This is a genomic window from Chitinophaga sp. CF418 (assembly GCF_900142925.1).
In the GTDB taxonomy this organism is placed as follows: domain Bacteria; phylum Bacteroidota; class Bacteroidia; order Chitinophagales; family Chitinophagaceae; genus Chitinophaga.
Map to the genome: position 1 here is coordinate 24,227 of NZ_FRCN01000011.1, position 18,842 is coordinate 43,068.

General features: G+C 45.3%; 16 protein-coding genes. 10 read left to right on the top strand and 6 right to left on the bottom strand.

The features are described 5' to 3' along the window. Positions 1–24: 24 nt before the first annotated feature. Complete coding sequence (locus F3I09_RS22840; RefSeq protein ID WP_149697372.1) at positions 25–342, top strand: hypothetical protein; 318 nt, start codon at positions 25–27, stop codon at positions 340–342. A gap of 147 nt (positions 343–489) precedes the next feature. Here the strand turns inward: F3I09_RS22840 and F3I09_RS22845 are convergent, their stop codons facing one another. Continuing rightward, a complete protein-coding gene (locus F3I09_RS22845) occupies positions 490–1,287 on the bottom strand; it encodes a DUF1080 domain-containing protein (protein WP_149697373.1) in 798 nt (265 codons plus the stop codon). A gap of 192 nt (positions 1,288–1,479) precedes the next feature. Between F3I09_RS22845 and F3I09_RS22850 the strand changes: the two genes are divergently transcribed. The 5 genes from F3I09_RS22850 (at position 1,480) to F3I09_RS22870 (ending at position 6,125) form a co-directional block, all read left to right on the top strand. Next, positions 1,480–2,235, top strand: coding sequence for an SDR family oxidoreductase (locus F3I09_RS22850; RefSeq protein ID WP_149697374.1), 756 nt, complete (start codon positions 1,480–1,482; stop codon positions 2,233–2,235). A gap of 380 nt (positions 2,236–2,615) precedes the next feature. Beyond that, positions 2,616–2,855 carry a hypothetical protein gene (locus tag F3I09_RS22855; RefSeq protein WP_149697375.1) on the top strand — a complete coding sequence of 80 codons (240 nt, stop codon included), beginning with the start codon at positions 2,616–2,618 and terminating at the stop codon, positions 2,853–2,855. Continuing rightward, positions 2,816–3,406 carry a M48 family metallopeptidase gene (locus tag F3I09_RS22860; RefSeq protein WP_149697376.1) on the top strand — a complete coding sequence of 197 codons (591 nt, stop codon included), beginning with the start codon at positions 2,816–2,818 and terminating at the stop codon, positions 3,404–3,406. Before F3I09_RS22855 ends, F3I09_RS22860 begins: the two co-directional genes overlap by 40 nt. Positions 3,407–3,515: 109 nt before the next feature. Further along, positions 3,516–5,279: an alpha-amylase family glycosyl hydrolase gene (locus tag F3I09_RS22865; protein ID WP_149697377.1), complete on the top strand. Its 1,764-nt coding sequence runs from the start codon at positions 3,516–3,518 to the stop codon at positions 5,277–5,279. A gap of 354 nt (positions 5,280–5,633) precedes the next feature. After that, positions 5,634–6,125, top strand: coding sequence for a hypothetical protein (locus F3I09_RS22870; RefSeq protein WP_149697378.1), 492 nt, complete (start codon positions 5,634–5,636; stop codon positions 6,123–6,125). Positions 6,126–6,332: 207 nt separating this feature from the next. Here the strand turns inward: F3I09_RS22870 and F3I09_RS22875 are convergent, their stop codons facing one another. The 3 genes from F3I09_RS22875 to F3I09_RS22885 all read right to left on the bottom strand — a co-directional run bounded on the left by F3I09_RS22875 (position 6,333) and on the right by F3I09_RS22885 (position 10,265). Next, complete coding sequence (locus tag F3I09_RS22875) at positions 6,333–8,285, bottom strand: M1 family metallopeptidase (protein WP_149697379.1); 1,953 nt, start codon at positions 8,283–8,285, stop codon at positions 6,333–6,335. Positions 8,286–8,474: 189 nt separating this feature from the next. After that, positions 8,475–9,197 carry an SDR family NAD(P)-dependent oxidoreductase gene (locus F3I09_RS22880; RefSeq protein WP_188133924.1) on the bottom strand — a complete coding sequence of 241 codons (723 nt, stop codon included), beginning with the start codon at positions 9,195–9,197 and terminating at the stop codon, positions 8,475–8,477. A 222-nt stretch (positions 9,198–9,419) separates the two neighbouring features. Beyond that, positions 9,420–10,265, bottom strand: coding sequence for a helix-turn-helix domain-containing protein (locus tag F3I09_RS22885; protein ID WP_149697381.1), 846 nt, complete (start codon positions 10,263–10,265; stop codon positions 9,420–9,422). A gap of 139 nt (positions 10,266–10,404) precedes the next feature. Here F3I09_RS22885 and F3I09_RS22890 point away from each other — a divergent pair, with 139 nt between their 5' ends. Continuing rightward, positions 10,405–11,145, top strand: a complete 741-nt coding sequence (locus tag F3I09_RS22890) for a hypothetical protein (protein WP_149697382.1) — start codon at positions 10,405–10,407, stop codon at positions 11,143–11,145. 492 nt (positions 11,146–11,637) lie between these two features. Further along, the gene (locus F3I09_RS22895) at positions 11,638–14,364 is read left to right on the top strand and encodes a glycoside hydrolase family 78 protein (protein ID WP_149697383.1); all 2,727 of its coding nucleotides are present in this window, start codon (positions 11,638–11,640) and stop codon (positions 14,362–14,364) included. Between the two features lie 92 nt (positions 14,365–14,456). Here F3I09_RS22895 and F3I09_RS22900 read toward each other — a convergent pair whose 3' ends face one another. Both F3I09_RS22900 and F3I09_RS22905 read right to left on the bottom strand, forming a co-directional pair. Continuing rightward, the gene (locus F3I09_RS22900) at positions 14,457–16,817 is read right to left on the bottom strand and encodes an ABC transporter permease (protein WP_149697384.1); all 2,361 of its coding nucleotides are present in this window, start codon (positions 16,815–16,817) and stop codon (positions 14,457–14,459) included. A 176-nt stretch (positions 16,818–16,993) separates the two neighbouring features. Beyond that, on the bottom strand, positions 16,994–17,362 hold the full coding sequence (locus F3I09_RS22905) for an aldo/keto reductase (protein ID WP_149697606.1): 369 nt from the start codon (positions 17,360–17,362) through the stop codon (positions 16,994–16,996). 31 nt (positions 17,363–17,393) lie between these two features. On the opposite strand from F3I09_RS22905, the gene F3I09_RS22910 reads away from it, so the two are divergent. Beyond that, positions 17,394–18,386, top strand: coding sequence for an SDR family oxidoreductase (locus tag F3I09_RS22910; protein WP_149697385.1), 993 nt, complete (start codon positions 17,394–17,396; stop codon positions 18,384–18,386). Continuing rightward, entirely contained in the window at positions 18,376–18,822 is a 447-nt protein-coding gene (locus F3I09_RS22915) for an SRPBCC domain-containing protein (RefSeq protein WP_149697386.1), read from the top strand. The genes F3I09_RS22910 and F3I09_RS22915 overlap by 11 nt, the downstream gene beginning before the upstream one ends. The last annotated feature ends 20 nt before the right edge of the window (positions 18,823–18,842 follow it).

Below are 18,842 nucleotides of genomic sequence, written 5' to 3' on the forward strand. Positions count from 1 at the left end.
TGTTTATTGCTTTAAATCATATGTATGCCACTTTTCGCCCCACGATCAGAACCAGTCAAAAAGCGGGAACAGGTACAGCAAAGAGAGATGGAGCTGGTCCTTGCTATAAAGAATCAATTTCCGGATAACAAACTGGAAAAGCTTGCAGAGAGATACCGTCAGGCTCAATTAAGCTTGTTAAAAGCCCAACTGCATACCATTCAGGAAATGGAATTTCAGGGGAAGAAAACAACTCTCAGACAAGCCAAAATTGAACAGGAGATTTTGATTTATTCAAACAAATCGCTTGCTGAATTAATTACGGAGGTTCAAAAGTTACCAAATCATCCGTCATCTCTTTGAATCCTATAGCGTTTTTTTTAAGTAAAAAAGTTAAAACAGTTATTCCCCCAGAGATGAACACAGCATTAAGTCCAAGTCAAAGACATGGTAAAAGCGTATTAACAATCCGTAAAAACACACTGAGAGATAAGAGGTATTGACTTCTTTTTACTTCCTTCGGAATACCCCTTCCAGGTTCATGATCCTGATATTCCTGAAGTCTATCGGCTGCCCCTCGCTCTGCAAGGCAATAAACCCTGCATTCAGGATCTTCCCGTCCTGCTTCTGCTTAGGATCATACCTGTTCACCACCGGACCGCCGATCTGTGGTTTGGAATACCGTAATACCGTATCACCATTGATAATATGTGTGATCAGCGAATCGCCCAGCACGATCAGTTCCGCCTGTACCCATTCGTTCTTGCTGTAGGTTTTAGAGCTGGAGTTGATACAATGGCGGGTATCCAGTTTTCCCTCGTATACGATATGTGTACCCGGAGAGCACATATTCCCGGTGGGTCTCGGCTTACCATCGTCCAGGCCAGCCAGCAACTGCATCTCAATAGAAATAGGCCAGTCCTGTTCCTTCGGCATAGTACGAGGGTCCTGTGAATGATACATCACTCCGCTGTTAAGGACGGTATAAGAAGGGGCTGTTTTTACCCATTCTCCTGTAAAACGGTACTCCAGTTTAAGATGGTAATAGGAAAACGGGACTTTATAATACAGATGTCCGAACTGCTCGTTAAAATCACCGTATTGGTCATAGCGCACCTGAATAGTGCTGTCCTGCACCCGGAAGGTATTCCCGAAATTATCTCCGGTTTCATGATGGTGGATCTTTACGATCCAGTCACTAATATCTTTGCCATTAAATAAGGGCGTCCATTGTTCCTGCGCCCGCGCAGCATATTGAAAGATGAGAACTGACAGCAGAAAGGTCAGCATTCCTGGTTTGTTTATCATAACGGTTAATGAGTGGTAAGCTTAAATATAATCAGAAATTATTTCTTTTTCATTTCTGGCCACTGGTGAACCCATCCTCTTATTTCTTGTTATAGATTAATATTCCCGGCTGGGAATACTGCCAACTTCGTGATCATTAGTCAAACCATACATCATTTCTTAACCGGCTTGCAAACCACAAAACACACAATCATGAAAGCTGTCGTAATCGGGGGCACCGGCCTCATTGGTAGAAAACTTGTTGAAATATTAAGTGATCGTGGCCATCATGTAATTGCTGCTTCCCCATCTTCTGGAGTCAATTCTATCACGGGTGAAGGCTTAGACGAGGCATTTGACGGAGTAGATGTTGTGATAGATGTTTCAAACTCTCCATCTTTTGAAGATAATGCAGTGCTTAATTTCTTTCAAACCTCACAAAAAAATATTGCCGCAGCGGAGGCGGCTGCAGGTGTAAAATTCCATGTAGCCCTGTCCATTGTTGGTACGGACCGCCTGCCGGATAATGGCTATTTCCGGGCTAAAGTGGCCCAGGAAAAACTGATCCGGGAATCCGGTATACCTTATACCATCGTACACGCTACCCAGTTCATGGAGTTCGCAGGCGGAATCGCCGACTCCTCCATGAAAGGTAATGATATATACCTGTCTACCGGCGCCATCCAGCCGATTGCAGCTGCAGAAGTGTCTGAAGCCCTGGCTGATGCGGTCGAAGCAGGGCCTATTAACGGCATCACCGAGGTAGCAGGACCTGAGCGCTTCAGTATGGCAGATTTTGTACGCCAGTACCTCACAGCAAAAGGAGACAACCGGAAAGTAGTCGCTGATCCGCAGGCCCTTTATTTTGGAAGCGTAATTGATGCTCAGTCCCTCGTTCCGCTTGGAGAAGCGCGGCTGGGTAAAATCACCTTCCAGCAGTGGCTGGACAAACAGGCTGTTCAGGCCTGATCCGCCTATGCAGAATAACGTTGTTTTCAGGTGCCTCACTTCGCAGCGGATTCTGAATTCGCAATTATCCATTGCCTCAGACAGTGGATGACCAGGAGCAGCAGAAATAGCGTTTCTCAATTAAAGCAAGTTATTACAGGCCCCTTTCAAATTGAAAGGGGTTTCTTACATTCTTAACTAACATCCCGCGGATCTATAAGCCGCCAAACGCAAAACCAGCATGTATTAAAACCGGACATCAGCCGTTCACAAATGGTCAGGTCCAATAGTGCCCGACACCAAACAATCAATTGATTTACGTACAATTAATACATTGGCATATATCTGGCTAAAAAGCTTCCGGCATCACCTTACTGATTATTCAAGCCATAACGAAAAAAATGAAAAGAGCGCTGATATTCCTTTTATTGAGTGGATTGATTTTTTCAGCCAATGGGCAGACCGACAACAAAGCAAAACGTGCAGACGATTTTATGTCTGCAATATTTAACCAGGGACAATTCTCCGGCGCTGTTTTACTGGCTGATCATGGCAGGATCATTTATAATAAACGCCTGGAAAAAATGTATGGGATAGCAAAATGTATGGAAAACAGGGCTATGGTTATGGCTGGTTTATAAGCGGCGATAAGGACGATAAAATCATTCAGCACGATGGTGGGTTTGCCGGATTTCGTGCATACATAGAACGTCAGGTGAATAAACACAACACCATCATTTTCATCAGCAATGTACGTCATGAGCTGGTAGGCAACATCAGGGAAGCCCTTGTGAATATTCTGAACGATCAACCATATACTATTCCTAAAATTTCAGGAGCAAACTGGATAATGAGCAAAGCGAAGGAAACAGGGGTGAAACAGGCTATCGTTGATTATAGATCCTTATTAAAAACCAAAGACAGTAATAACTATTATTTCAGTGAAAGGGAATGTAATTCTCTTGGTTATTATTTACTCAGGAATAACAGGCTGGATGATGCCATTGAACTGTTCAAACTCAACACAGAAGAATATCCTGCATCCGGTAATGTCTTTGACAGTATGGGCGAAGCTTATTTAAAAGCTGGAGATAAAATCAATGCATTATCAAGCTATAAAAAAGCGCTTGAACTGGATCCGGGTAATGGCAACGCAGCAGACGTCATCAAAAAAATGGAGCTCCGGCAGTGAACCATCTTCCATCCCCAGGGGTTATTATCTATAGTCAATTGGTTAATTTTCCTTAACTTAAGGAACACGTGCAGATTAAAACTATTGTTTACCGCACAATACTCATCAAATGCCCCGCTCATTAGAAGACCCCATTATGCAGGACGTGTTGAACGCACAACAGTCCACCATACTCACTTCATCAGGAAGTGCAATTCCTTATCCATTCCCCTCGCCTGCTGACTGGCGTGATCACTGGATCTATTTCTTACTGGTAGACCGGTTCAACAATCCTTCCGGACCACCATCCCCCAACGTGTATCCCTGCTCTGTATACCAGGGAGGTAAGTTCTCCGGTATCAAACAACAGCTGCCCTACCTTAAAAAGCTGGGAGTTGGCGCCCTATGGCTTTCTCCGGTACTAATGAATCCGCAGTGGTTCCATAACTATTGGGGAGGCTATGGCACCCTTGATTTCCTGCGCATAGAGCCCCGGTTTTGTGATGATCCTGATGCCGCATTAAAGAACCCCGCTGCCGCCGATGCAGAATTCCGCAGCCTGGTAGATGAGATCCATGCCCATGGCATGTATGTGATCCTGGATATTGTCCTGAATCATACCGGTGATGTGTTTAACTATGAAGGTATGCGCGATGAAGCACCATGGAACGACGCAAGGGAATATACAATCTATTGGCGCGACGGACAGGGACAGGCAAAGGGCGACTGGACAGATATCGACAATATTCAGAATCCACCCGGCAATGGTCTCATCTGGCCAGAGCAATTACAACAGAACGACTTCTTCCGGCGGCGTGGTAATGATGGCCTTCGTGGCGATTTCTCCCGCATGAAAGAACTGGTCACAGAATACCTTATTCCAGGCACGAGCATCTATCCCGTGCGTAATCACCTGATTAAAGCCTATCAATACCTGATGGCCAGGTTCGACCTCGACGGCTACCGTATCGATACACTGCAATATGTGGAAGCCGATTTTGCCCGTGTATTTGGCAATGCCATGCGCGAGTACGCGCTATCGATCGGTAAAAAGAACTTCTTCACCTTTGGTGAAGTGTGGCAGGACGATGACGAAGCCAGAATTGCCGAATTTATTGGCCGTAATACCGAAAAAGATGAGGAATTCATCGGTGTGGACGCGGCTATCGATTTCCCGATGCGTAAGCGCCTGGTTGATGTCTGCAAAGGCTTTGCAGCTCCCAAAGACCTTGCGGACCATTTTGATTACCGGCTCAAAATCCTTCGTCAGATTGTGAGCTCTCATGGCGATGCAGGTAAGAACTACGTCACCTTTATCGACAACCACGACCTTGACCGTCGCTTCCATAATAAACAGTTCCCCGGACAAACAAAACTGGCCCTTACCTGCCTTCTGTGCATGCAAGGTGTTCCATGCATATACTACGGCACCGAACAGGGGCTCAATGGCGCCGGTAACATGCGCGAGTACGCCAGAGAAGCCTTATGGGGCATGCGGAATGCATTTAATGAGCAGGAAGACATGTATAAGTTCCTCTCTGAGCTAAGCAGCTTACGCGCTGTCGTACCGGCACTGCGCTACGGCCGGCAGTACTTCCGTCCCAGCAGCGGTGATGGTATTAATTTCGGACATTCACCCTATAAAGGCGGTGTCGTTGCTTTTTCCCGCATACTGAACGACGAGGAAGTGTTGATCGTCGCGAATACAAATACGGAAAGCGATGCACTGGTGGATGTCGTGATCGACAAGAACCTGCATCCTGAAGGCAGCGAATGGGAAGTACTTTTTCCATTTGCAAAACGGGGAATACTCCCGGCACGCAGCAGATCGCAGGGCGTTTTCAGAACGATACAGGTACAATTATCACCGATGGAATGCTTAATTCTTAGCTGACAACTACCGTCCTGTTTATCCCTGTACCTTCAAGCTACTAAAGCAAGAGAAACACCGTTCATCCTATTTCGCTGATAAACAGCGAAGCATCTGAAAGTCTGCCGGTGAGCCAATGGCTTTAACCCACTTTGATTTGTCTGTAAACTATGAAAGAAGTCCGGGTGCCCGATACCGCCAGGACTAAGATATCCTGCCATTAAATTAAATATGGACAGGTGGCAGAACTCCAGTACCTTTGACACAAATTTTCTCCCCAAAAACCGGACTCTCAACCTAACCATCCTATCTTATTTAAACCCCATATTACAAACAACGCTTTGCAGAAATTATCGGATCAACCTATAAATTCTTGTTATGAAAAAGAATTACCTGCTTCTGCTAATTCTGTTCTGTAGTATAAGCCCTTTGGAGGCTCAAAAACGGTTTATAAGAATATATGACCAACAGGGTCAAATGATTGCCAAGGGGGATTTTACGGCCACCACAGACACCTCCATTGTACTTCAGGCTCACAAAACACAGCTTGAGATTCCGCTGAGAAACATCGGCACCATCAAAACAAAAAGAACATTTGCTCATGCAATCGCAATAGGGGCAACTATCGGAGTGGTGTCCGGCGGGCTTCTGGGTTTAGCATCCGGCCAGGCAAATGAAGACGTATATGGCTCATTGGGATATGAGAGTTCCCCCGGTGATGACGTTGCTGCAGGCGCGCTTATCGGGCTTGCGACCGGTGCTGTTGTAGGCACCATTATCTCCGTAGCCCAAAACAGAAGTACAATCGTCATAAATGGAAATACGACTGACTGGCAACTGAAAAGAAAAATCCTTGATCAGTGGCATTGATGCTCATATAATTGCTTACAATCTATGATTAACCACCTGCCGGCTTTGTTAAAAAGGCCGACCTATATTTGTAGTACCTCCATCTCCCAATAATTTGATTGCAACAATCATTAAACACAAACTATTGCTTCTCAACTTTCTCCCATTTCTCCAGGTTGATCAGATATTTTTTTTCAATTTCTTTTGCCATATTGTTAAGCCTTCTGGCTATTTTTTAAAGTCATAAATATTGTTACTCCTGTCCACATCCGGATAAACCTGATCCGGATCGATAACAATCCTGGAAACCCCCTCTTTCCTGGACGCCGCAAAGGTATACACAGTATTATATTGCCATATCTCCACGGGGAAGGACCTCCGCTCATGTACGCCGCTGACGTATGCGATATCAACCACAAGTGGCATTGCCGCCCTCTCTGTATTTTCAATGGTCACAAAGGTGCTTTGCTTATCAGCATTTTCAACTTTAGCAATCTTCTGATCCATCTTAAAATTCTCAATAAACATGGATTTCCAGAACCAGGTCAGGTCTTCTCCTACAGAAGCATTCATACTTCTGAAAAAATCCCATGGAGTAGGATGTTTATACGCCCAGTCATTGACGTATTTCCTGAAAGCAGCATCAAAACGTTCAGTTCCGACGATTTCATTGCGGAGTAAGGCCAGTAAATAAGCCACTTTCTGGTACTGGATACTATATACCTGGTTACCAGGTATAATATCAGGACGGCTTATAATGGGCAATAACGTATCCGCAAAAAGGGCGGTGACAGGCATATCAATTTCAGCATAACCTTTGAATTCTCCTTTATTAAACTCCTTTGTTGCTATATTATCCATAAAGAGGTTGAATCCCTCATCCATCCACGCATATTTGCGTTCATTACTACCCACTACCATAGGAAACCAGGTATGCCCCAATTCATGATTCACCACTGCCCAATAAATATTACCGGTATCCCTGGCTGAACAAAACACTATACCTGGATATTCCATACCATCCAGGTTGGAAGCAACATTGACAGCTTTGTTAAATGGATAGGTAAACCACTTTTCGGAAAAGTGCTGTAATGTAAATTTGATGTACTCGCCGGATCTTGCCCAGCTATTAGTTTTATCAGATTCAACAGGATATAAAGAACTACCCATCACCTTTTTTCCATCTCCCAAGCGGAACGCTGACGCCTCCCAGATGAATGAGTTAGACGCTGTCCATGCAAAATCCCTGGTACGATCCATCTTAAACTTCCAGGTACATGTAGGCTTTGCAGGCCTGGAAGAAGCTTCCAGCACTTCTTTTGCTGACCTAATAAATACACGGTCGGCACTTTCCTTAGCTGCTCTCCACCGTTGAAGCTGAACAGGAGTTAACACTTCCTCCGGATTCATCAGATCGCCGGACGCCTCTACGAGGTAAGATGAAGGCAATGTAATATTCACCTGAAAATTACCGAAGTCAAGATAGAATTCCCCATTACCAAGATATGGCAATGTATTCCAGCCCTCTATATCATCCAATACACACATCCTTGGATACCACTGTGCCACAGCATAGATATTACCATTCCGGGAAGGCATGATATCCGTTCTGTTCACCTGAAAATCAGCATTCTTATAATTGACAGGAAAGAGATAGCTATATTGTATCCGGAAAGTTAACTGCTGTCCTTTTTGTAGCGGCTCAGACAAAGATAACTTCATCCTGGTATCATAAATATCATAAGAGATACTACCTGTAGTGTTACCGGCAGGTTTTACATCCTCAATCTGAAATCCGCCATCCGCTACGTGTTCATCAGCGTTCTTGTATTGAAATAGTCCTGACAGGATACCTCTGGAATTATGCTTATAAACATTCTGATCCAGCTGCAGCCATAGTGAAGAAAGCGCCCGGGGACTATTATTCGTATAAGTGATCGTTGCAACTCCTTTAATAACATTTCGCTGGTCATCAAGCGTTGCATCTATTACATAATCAGATTGATTCTGCCAATAGGCGGATCCCGGTTCCCCGGTAGCCGTCCGGTATTCATTGCCTGGCGGTAACAAGGGAAGTGCCGGAAATAATACTGCCGGATCGTACCTGGATTGACTACGTGATATATGACCGGTAAAAACGATGATAATAATGGCTGCAATTTTTACAAAACTCTTATCCATGTTGTAATTAGGTTACGAATATTACCGGGAAACAGCCATTCAGCTTCTCATCTGTATCAAAACCAGTTCAACATCTCATTATTCACCTGCCCGCACATCCCCATGACAGCTTAGATCGCGGAATTCTGACTCCGGATGCCCAATATAGGTAAACTACAATAATTTTTTACCAAAATGGAATGTCCACCATTATAACTCCCTTCGCATCGCTTTTCTCATTACCCTATCGATAAACCCTGCCGGCAAAAGCGACAACACATAGGTCTGAACAGCATGAGGCCAATATGGATAAACACTTTTTCTCCCGGCGCCTGCCATTCTTATAACCCTCTTTGCAAAAACTCCTGCATCAGGGCGCATGAAAGAAACCGGCTTAGTGTTGCTGCCTGTATGCACGCTGCCCACCAGCATAGATATTACCGTCGCGTTCTCAAGTTCTACAGAAAGCGCCTTGGAGAAAGCATTGTTGTATGCTTTAGTGCCAGCATAGACAGCAAGGAATGGCGGCGGAAACAGGCCGGCATACGAAGAAATATTAATGATGAGAGATAGCTGATTTTCCAGCGCAAGCAGAGACCGCGTAAGATAAGTAGGAAAGAGAATATTCAAATTTACAGTCCGGCCAATTTCGCTGACAGGGAAAGTGGCAAGGGAGCCAATAGGTCCAACACCCACATTATTCACCAGCACGGTCACAGGTAGCCCTTTTATGGATGATATATCCGATATTGGTTCCTGACCACCGTCCCGGCAAATAGTAGTGATCCTGCAATCCGGATACATTGCATTGATCTCATGCTGAACAAGCTCCAGCTTTTCAGTGTTCCGTCCATGTAAAATAAGATTAAATCCATACGCTGCAAGCTCGATAGCGATAGCCTTACCAATGCCATCTGTAGCACCTGTGATCATGGCATAGGCATTTTCCTGGAGATGACACTTCAGAGATGAAGGTGAGGAACGTATATACAGGTATATAAATGACAGCAGCTGATACCCCCTATATGTAATTGTGATACATACCAGAACAAAGCAAAAACTGAAAAATGCAGAATGGTCCATGTTACCTTTTTGCCTGCAAAGCAACGATCTGGCAACACTACTTCAAATGGATAAAACCGGGTACATCCTGGATTATTCCCTGGAAGCCCTCCGAAAATGTAAAGGGGCAGCTCCTGACAATTTGGTAAAAAATCTTGAAAAGTAATTGTGGTCCTCAAATCCAAGCAGACAAGATATTTCTTTGATAGAAAGATCTGTAAAGAAAAGAAGTCTTTTTGCCTCCGTAGTCACTTCCAGCTGGATCCAGTAAATTGGCGGAAAGCCCGTATGTTCCTTTATTACCTCATACAAATATGTATAGGATATATTGAGCATCTTTGCATAGTCTGATGGCGCCTTATTGTCTCTGTAGTTTTTTGAAACAAGTGATCTGAAAGAGCTGCTGATCGCCGCTGACCTGGACATGCCGGCTTTGGCAGATCTCTCCTGACTCTCATATCCCTGCGCTATCATTCCTAAGGCAGCATGTATCAGCGAATGGAGTATACTGGCATTCAGATCCCCCCCTTTATACAAAGCCCGGGCCTTTAGCAACAAAAGCAATGTTTCTTGCAGCATAGCTGCCATCGATGGCTCCAGGGATACCATCGGTAGCAGCGGAACTTGTACGCCCAGGGCATTACGATGCGCCTCACTGATGAATTCTGCCTTTATAGCTATAAACCAGGCCACAGTGCTCTCTGCTGAAATTGCCCCGTGCACCTGTCCCGGCAATATGCAACCCAAAGCCGCTCCGCTAAGTGATACCTCCCGAAAATCAATCGTCACTACACTCTTTCCCTGCTCCTGGATGATAAAAATATAATGATCATCACGGTGAACCACCTTGTCGATCAGACGCACAGTTTCACTTTCCACATATCTTCCGATAAAAAAACCGCCGTCTGCTACTTCGTCTATTGAAAAAACAGGTATCATAGCATTGTCACATAAGTAAATAAAATTCGGCTATTAAATTAATATAATTTAACTTTATTACTCATTATCCACGTATTTATTAGTATCTATTACCCCTCCTCCTTTCTACCTTTTTTTTAATTTTTAAAAACCAAAGTCGATGAAGCAATTAAGATTCTCATGTGTCCTCGTTTATGCAACTATGATAGGTCTACTGACCGCCTGCGGTGGCGGTGGCAGAGAGAAAACCAACACAGACTCCACTGCTATGGACACTACTCCCCCCGCTGAAGTTGCACCTGTGACAAGCACCATTGTAACAACACCTCAAAGTATGATGGTAGCAAAACACAAGGTTGCCAACTTCGACAAATGGCTGACCTCGTACGAAGGGCATGACTCCATGCGTATGGCAAATGGAATACACAGCTATGTAATTGGCCGCGGCTTACAGGATCCAGACATGGTACTGGTTGCTGTAAAGGTTGATGATATGGACAAAGCAAAAGCATTTAGCAAAGACGCCAGCCTGAAAGAAGCCATGAAAAAAGGAGGTGTTATGGGGGCCCCAACCTTTAATTTTGTTACCATGGTATTTCAGGACACAGCCATGTCTAGTACAGACCTCCGGTCCAGTACAATGTTTACCGTGAAAGACTGGGATACCTGGCAGAAAGCATTCGAAGAAGGTAAACAGAATAGAATGGATAATGGTATAGCAGTAAGAGCTTATGGCCATGATGTAGACGATAACCATAAAGTAGTCGTGGTAACGGCATTGACTGATACCGCCAAAGCGTACGCATATTGGAAATCAGATATGCTTAAAAAGAGAATGGCAGATGCAGGCGTAGTAGGTGAACCTCAACGGTTTCAATTCCGCGTTGTAAAACGTTATTGATAGAGATAATTTAGCTAAGAATCCCAGATAATCTCCCCGTGCTAAACTGATAGTGTTATAGTGTAACCCACCTGAAAAAAAGTGGGTTACACTATAGTAGCCTTATTTTTGTATAACCCGTTGCACTGCACTCATGTCTCCTTCCAACATCCGCTGCATATTATCCAGCTAAACAGATTCATATACTGCTTTCTCCTCAAAGACATTAAAAAGGTCTTCGCAGTAAAGAAAAAAGACAGACTGTCTTTGTCGTGTTCACCCCGTAGAGATACTTTAAAACTTAGAAGATAATGTTAATAAGAAAACTGCCGGTTCATCACCGGCAGTTTTCTTATTTGATAGATTATTACCATTACTTCCGACTGCAGCCCTGACACTTTAAATATTTTTAATATATTATACTACATTAACAGCACTATGAAAGTACAGGACAGTTAAAACTGATCATTTTTTATCTTGAGCAATCAAATTATTAATCATAAACTCCCCGTTATGCAAAAACTGGTGCTTTTGTGCCTGATCTTCTTTAGCTTTTTTGCCGGCGCCCTGGGCCAAACCCAGGTGAATAGCCTGCTCTGCGAGAACCGCATCAATCCAACCTGTGTCGACATATCCCAGCCCCTGCTCAGCTGGCAGTTATCCGGTAACCGTAGGAATATCCGCCAGTCAGCGTATGAGCTGCGTGTCAGCACGTCCTCAAAACTGCTGAACCAGGGGAAAGAACTAACATGGAACAGCGGCAAAGTAACGGCTGATCAATCCGTGCACGTGGTCTATGGAGGTAGTCCTCTCAGCTCAGGTAAAAAGTATTTCTGGCAGGTCAGGATATGGGATGACAAGGGACAGGCTTCCGGCTGGAGCCCTGTAGCTGAATGGCAAATGGGATTGCTGCAACCCGGCGACTGGAAAGCCAGCTGGATTGAACCCGGTTTCATCCAGGACAGCATTTCACGACCCAGTCCCCTGTTCCGTAAAACATTCCAGGCAGGTAAAAAAATACAGTCCGCCACGGCCTATATCACTGCTCGCGGTATGTATGAGGCGCGTATTAACGGTCAGCGGGTAGGCGATGCCCTCCTTACTCCCGGGTGGACCAGCTACCGGAAAAGACTGCAATACCAGCAATATGACGTAACCAATCTGCTTCGTCAGGGAGCCAATGCCATTGGCGTAACATTGGGTGTGGGATGGTATAGCGGTTACCTGGTATGGGAAAATAGCAAGAACCACTTTGGCTCCAGAACAGGACTCCTATTCCAGTTAAACATCCAATATACCGATGGTACCGAAGAAGTGATCACTTCTGATAACAGCTGGAGATCGTCCACCGGCAGTATTCTTAATTCTGAGATCTACCACGGCGAAACCATTGATGCCAGAAAAGAAAAAGAAGGCTGGTCTGATCCCGGCTATGATGATCATGCCTGGTCCGGTGTTCAGCTAAGCAGTGATAACAATAAAAGTATCCTGATCGCCACTATAAATGAACCAGTGAGAAAGCATGAACAATTCAAACCTGTACGGATATTCACCACTCCTGCCGGCGAGAAAGTGATGGATTTTGGTCAGAACCTGGTAGGATGGGTACAAGTACAGATCAAAGGTCGCGCAGGCGACAGTATTGTGCTCCAACATGCAGAAGTACTGGATAACAAAGGAAACTTCTATACCGAAAACCTGCGTAGGGCCCAACAGAAAAACACTTACATTTTTAAAGGAAATGGCACTGAGCTTTTTGAGCCCCACTTCACTTTCCAGGGCTTCCGTTATGTTAAAATAACCGGCTTTAACGGTGAATTAAACCCGGATAACTTTACCGCTTTCGCGCTCTATTCTGATATGCCTGCAACCGGCGACTTCAGTTGTTCCAATCAACTCATCAATCAGTTGCAACACAATATCCAGTGGGGCCAACGCGGCAACTTCCTCGATGTTCCGACAGACTGCCCTCAGCGCGATGAACGGCTTGGCTGGACGGGTGATGCACAGGCTTTTTTCAGAACTGCAGCATACAATCGCCAGGTGAATAACTTCTTCGCCAAATGGCTGAAAGACGTAGCAGCCGACCAAAGGTCAGATGGCAGCGTTCCTTTCCTTGTGCCTAATGTGCTGGGCGATCAGTCCATGGGATCTGCCGGCTGGTCGGACGTAGCCACTATTGTTCCCTGGAACATGTACCTGGCTTATGCAGACAAACGATTGCTGGAACAGCAATATCCCAGCATGAAAGCCTGGGTGGAATATATGCATAAACAAAGTCCGCAGGACCTCTGGAATACCGGTTTTCATTTCGGTGACTGGCTGTTCTATCACCCTGATGATGACCTGGATGGACGAGCCGCTATCACGGATAAATATCTCATTGCGCAATGCTTTTATGCCCATTCCACACAACTGCTCATCAATGCGGCACAGGTGTTGGGCAAAACGGCCGATATAGCCGAATACACCCCACTGTTGCAACGTATTAAAGCGGCATTCTTAAAAGAATATGTCACCCCTAACGGTCGCCTGGTATCCAGCTCCCAGACAGCATACGTGCTGGCCTTAAATTTTGATATGTTACCAGAAAGCCTCCGGGAACAGGCCGCCCTCCGATTAGTAGAAAATATCAAAAGTTATAATAACCACCTTACCACGGGCTTCCTGGGCACCCCCTATTTATGCCACGTTTTAAGCCGTTTTGGCCACCTGGACATGGCTTATACACTTTTATTGCAGGACACTTATCCTTCATGGTTATATCCTGTTAAAATGGGTGCTACAACTATCTGGGAGAGATGGGATGGAGAAAAACCGGATCATACCTTTGAAAATGCTGGCATGAACTCATTCAATCACTATGCTTATGGCGCTATCGGCGATTGGATGTATAGAGTTACTGCGGGAATTGATACGAAGGAGGATGCTCCCGGGTACCGTCAGATTATTATCCGGCCACGTCCTGGTGGATCACTTACACAGGCAACCGGCACCTTGCAGACTTATTATGGGCAGATTAAATCATCCTGGCAGCTGCAAAATGGTCAGTTTGTGCTGGATGTGGAGATACCAGCTAATACAACGGCTACGGTTTATATGCCGGTGAAAAGCGGTAATGCGATAATGGAAAGTGGTAAGGCTGTTAGCGAGCAGAAGGATATACGGCTTGTTAGCAGTGATAAGGAACAGTCGCTGGAAATAGGATCCGGGAAATATCATTTTACAGCAGCGCAATAAACAGGTATTGCCTCAATACAAAGGGACCCGCAATTGTAATCCATAGACAATGCGGGTCCCATTATGATATAACGTAAATAATGTTGGGCGCCTCACTCCGTCCTCAAACTCTTTATCGGATCAGCCACCGCCGCCTTTATTGATTGATAACTCACCGTTAAAAACGCTATTGCCAGCGCCACACATCCGGCTAATGCAAACATCCACCAGCCAATATCGATGCGATAAAAGAAGTTGTCCAGCCATTTATTCATTGCCCACCAGGCCACAGGAAAAGCAATTACAAGTGCAAAGGCCACCAGCCGGATAAAGTCTTTCGTAAGCATAGCTACAATGCCCGCTTCACTCGCCCCCATCACTTTTCGTATACCTATTTCCTTAAAGCGTTTTTGCGTAGCAAAGGTTGCCAGCCCGAAAAGCCCCAGGCTGGAAATGATGATAGACAAAACGGAAAAAATATTAAACAGCTTGCCCATACGCTGTTCTGCGAGATACAGCTTTTGCAGGTCTTCATCTACAAAACCATAGGAAAATGGATAATCGCCGTATACCTTTTCAAACACTTTTTTGATAGAACCTATAATAGCCTGCATATTGCCCGGTGTTGTGCGCATCACCACATAGCCACCCGCAAAATTATTTTTCATTACCAATGGCTCAACAGGTTGCTGTATAGGTTTGAAGTTGAAATCTTTCACTACACCAATGATAGTGCCTACAGCGTCATTGAACGTTATTGTCAGACCAATCGCTTCTGAAGGGGTAAGATGCATGGCCTTTATCGCGGTCTCGTTTACTACATAAGTAGTATCATCGCCTTTCATATCTTTGGAAAAGAACCGGCCGGCAACCAGCTGCATGTTAAAGGTCTTTATAAAGTTCGCGTCAGTACGCAGGCGATACCCCATCAGATAATCCGTCGACTTCATGGCAGGCCCCCGAAGTTCCATACCGTTTGAAATATAAGTTGGCAGATTATCGGCGATTGTATAGGAACGGATACCTGAATACTGATCGAGTGTAGTTGTAAGCGCCTCCTTGTTAGCATGCAGATCGCCCACTTCAGGCATTTTTACATACAACAGGTTCTCCTTATCAAAACCGATGTTTTTGTTCTTTATAAATTGCAGCTGTCTATATACCACCAGTGTACACACCATTAAAATAACAGATATAGCAAATTGTACGATCACCAGCCCATTCCTTAAAAAGGACTTTCGGCCATGTAGCCCTGCTACACCTTTTAAAACCTTCACCGGTTTGAAGGAAGAGAGGAAGAATGCAGGATAACTGCCGGATACTACACCTACCAATACTGCTGTCGCTAAAAGCGATGATACGATCCTTATACTTAACAGGTTAAGGGAAATACTCTTTGAAGTCAGATCATTAAATAGGGGTAATAGTAATGCCGCAAGCGCAATAGCTATCACCAATGAAACAGCTGTAATTAGTAAGGATTCGCCCATGAATTGCAGAATGAGCTGAAAACGTTCAGCGCCTATGGTCTTACGTAGTCCCACTTCCTTAGCCCTCTGTGAAGAAAGTGCTGTTGACAGGTTCATAAAATTGATACAGGCAATCAGCAAAATAAAAATCGCTACCAGTGAAGATATCATTACGTAGTCTTTATTCCCCTGGCCGGGCACATCCAGCATATAATGCGAGTACAAATGAATATCAGTGAGCGGTTGTGCAAAGAATGACACAGGGAGCGGGAATTTGTCGTTCCTGGCGCGTATCTCATAGGCCTGTCGCGCAATTTTACTAAGTGCAGCATGATCCGACAGCTCCAAATAAGTATACACATCAAAATTGGTCCAGGCCCCATCGGGACTGTTGATCTTATCATACAGCTGCATGGGCAGCAACAGATCAAATTGCAAATGGGAATTGGCCGGAACATTTTTTAAAATGCCTGTTACTGTCAGGTTCGTCCCTTTTATGTCATTGTCGATGTAGATAGTTTTTCCAATGGCGCCATCTGCGGTACCAAAGTATCTGATAGCAGTTGCTTCCGTAAGTACTACGGCATCCGGCGCGGCAAGTGCAGTATTTACGTTTCCGCTGAGTAAAGGATAGCTGAAGATCTTAAGAAAGTTGGTATCAGCGAAGTAAATATCCTTCTCATCAAATTTCGTTGTTCCCACCGTCACCATCCTGTGAAACGGGGCAATTCTTGTTGCATTCTTTACACCGGGGATCTCCGCTTTCATCGCTGCCGCCATCGCCGGCGGAACAGTGGCGGCTTCATTATCACCTATTCTGGCCGTAAGCCGGTATATATTACCTGCATTCTTATTGAACTTGTCAAAGCTCAGCTCATCCTGTACCCACAAAAAAATAAGTAAACTGCAGGTCATCCCTGTAGCCAGTCCGAAAATATTCAAACCGGTAAAGAGCTTCTGGCGAACCAGGTTGCGAAACGCGATCTTAAAATAGCTTTTAAACATATATCAGGTGCTGTGTAAAGTTATCCTTTTTCAACAGCCATGCCAATTATGAAAGCCATGCGGAGCAATAGTTTCAGAAAACATTCTCCTGCTAAACGTCCGGAAACGAACACGGTATGTCCGCTCCGTAGCGCCTATGATCAATACTTTCTTCATTAATTAAATTGGTATGATTGTTATTTACCAACCCTGGCCTGTAAATGTTGCGGATACCTCTCCCCCTGTACCTTGATCTTAGCCGCAGCATTCTCTATAGCCTGCAGATCATCCTGGGAAAGCTCAACAGATACTGCACCAATGTTTTCCTGCAGACGGGACAACTTTGTAGTTCCAGGTATAGGCACTATCCATGGCTTTTGCGCCAGTAGCCATGCCAACGCGATCTGCGCAGGGCTTGCCTCCTTTTCTGCTGCTATATCTTTTAGCAGGTCTACCAATACCTGGTTGGCTTTCCTGTTCTCTTCAGAAAACCTGGGCACAATATTGCGGAAGTCAGTACTGGATTTACCAGCTGCTACCCCTCTCCCAATGATCAGAAATATCATCAATTGGCGCAGGTTTTGAGCTTCTATATTTATGGAAAATCAGATCGCAGGCAAAGTCATCGTAATAACCGGCGCTTCAAGCGGCGCGGGCCGTACCATCGCCCTTCATCTGGCACAGGATGGGGCATTTCCTGTACTGGCATCCAGGAATGAAGCTGCCCTGGAAGAACTGGCCACGGAATGCAGGGACTTAGGTACAAAAGCACTGGTCGTCCCGACAGACGTGACCGACCACTCATCCGTACGGCACCTGGCAAGGGCTGCCTTCGAATGGAAAGGCAGGATCGATGTATGGGTGAACAATGCAGGCGTCCTTGCTGCCGGCGCCTTCGAGAAAATGCCCTGGGAAAATCACCAGCGCGTGATTGCTACCAATCTGCTCGGTTATATGAGCGGAGCACATGCAGTGCTACCCTACTTTAAATATCAGCAAAGAGGCATCCTTATCAATAATATCTCCATCGGAGGTTTCCTGCCCGTGCCTTTTGGCGGCGCCTACAGTGCCAGCAAATTCGCATTAAGAGGCTTTTTTGAGGCGCTTAAGGGAGAATTGACCAGTTGGCCCCATATTCATGTGGTTGACCTGTTTTCCGCCTTTCTGGACACGCCAGGCATACATCACGCCAGCAACTATACCGGCAAGGTATTAAAGCCCGCTCCGCTGGTATACGACCCCCTGATAATGGCCCAGGCTGTCAAAGCTTCTATCCTGCATCCAAAGTCTACCAGGTATCCCGGCGCGGCCTCTCTGTTGTTCAAACTCAGCCATGCTATTGCGCCGGAATTGACCACAAAGCTCTCAGGACTGCTGATGAAAATGTACCTTAAAAGAGCGAAAAAAGCTTCTTCCACCGACGGCAACCTCTTCAACACAGTGAATTTTGCCATGTGTACTAATGGCAACACAAAGCCACACATTAAACCGGGTATCAGACGTCTGCTAAAAGCCGGGGCCCTGCTCGCCGGAGCGGGGATTGCCGTATATTTGATAGCAGGAAAAAAAACCAGCAGACATGTCAGATAAATTACCCGTACATGCAGTAACTACCGGTTTATTCTCAGCAACACCGGACCAGGTTTTCACTGCATTCCTCGATACCCGGCAGATCGCGCAGTTTATGTTCGGGCCATGCGTCAGGGATGAAGAGATCCTCAGCCTTACCAACGAACCTATTGTTGGAGGGAAATTCACCTATTCGGTACGCAGACAGGGTAACCAGTTCGATCACATAGGTGAATACCTCGCCATCAACCGGCCAGTTCACCTGTCATTCACCTGGTCTGTCAAACAGGACCCCAGCGGCAACCAATCACGGGTAGTGATCGATATCGCCCCGATCCTGGAAGGATGCGAGTTAACATTAACGCATCAAATGCCTCCCGGATCTGAGGATTTTATCGAGCAATCCAAACAGACATGGGGGAAAATGCTGGATGTGTTAACGGAAGTACTATCCTAAAATTCCTACATCAATAAATA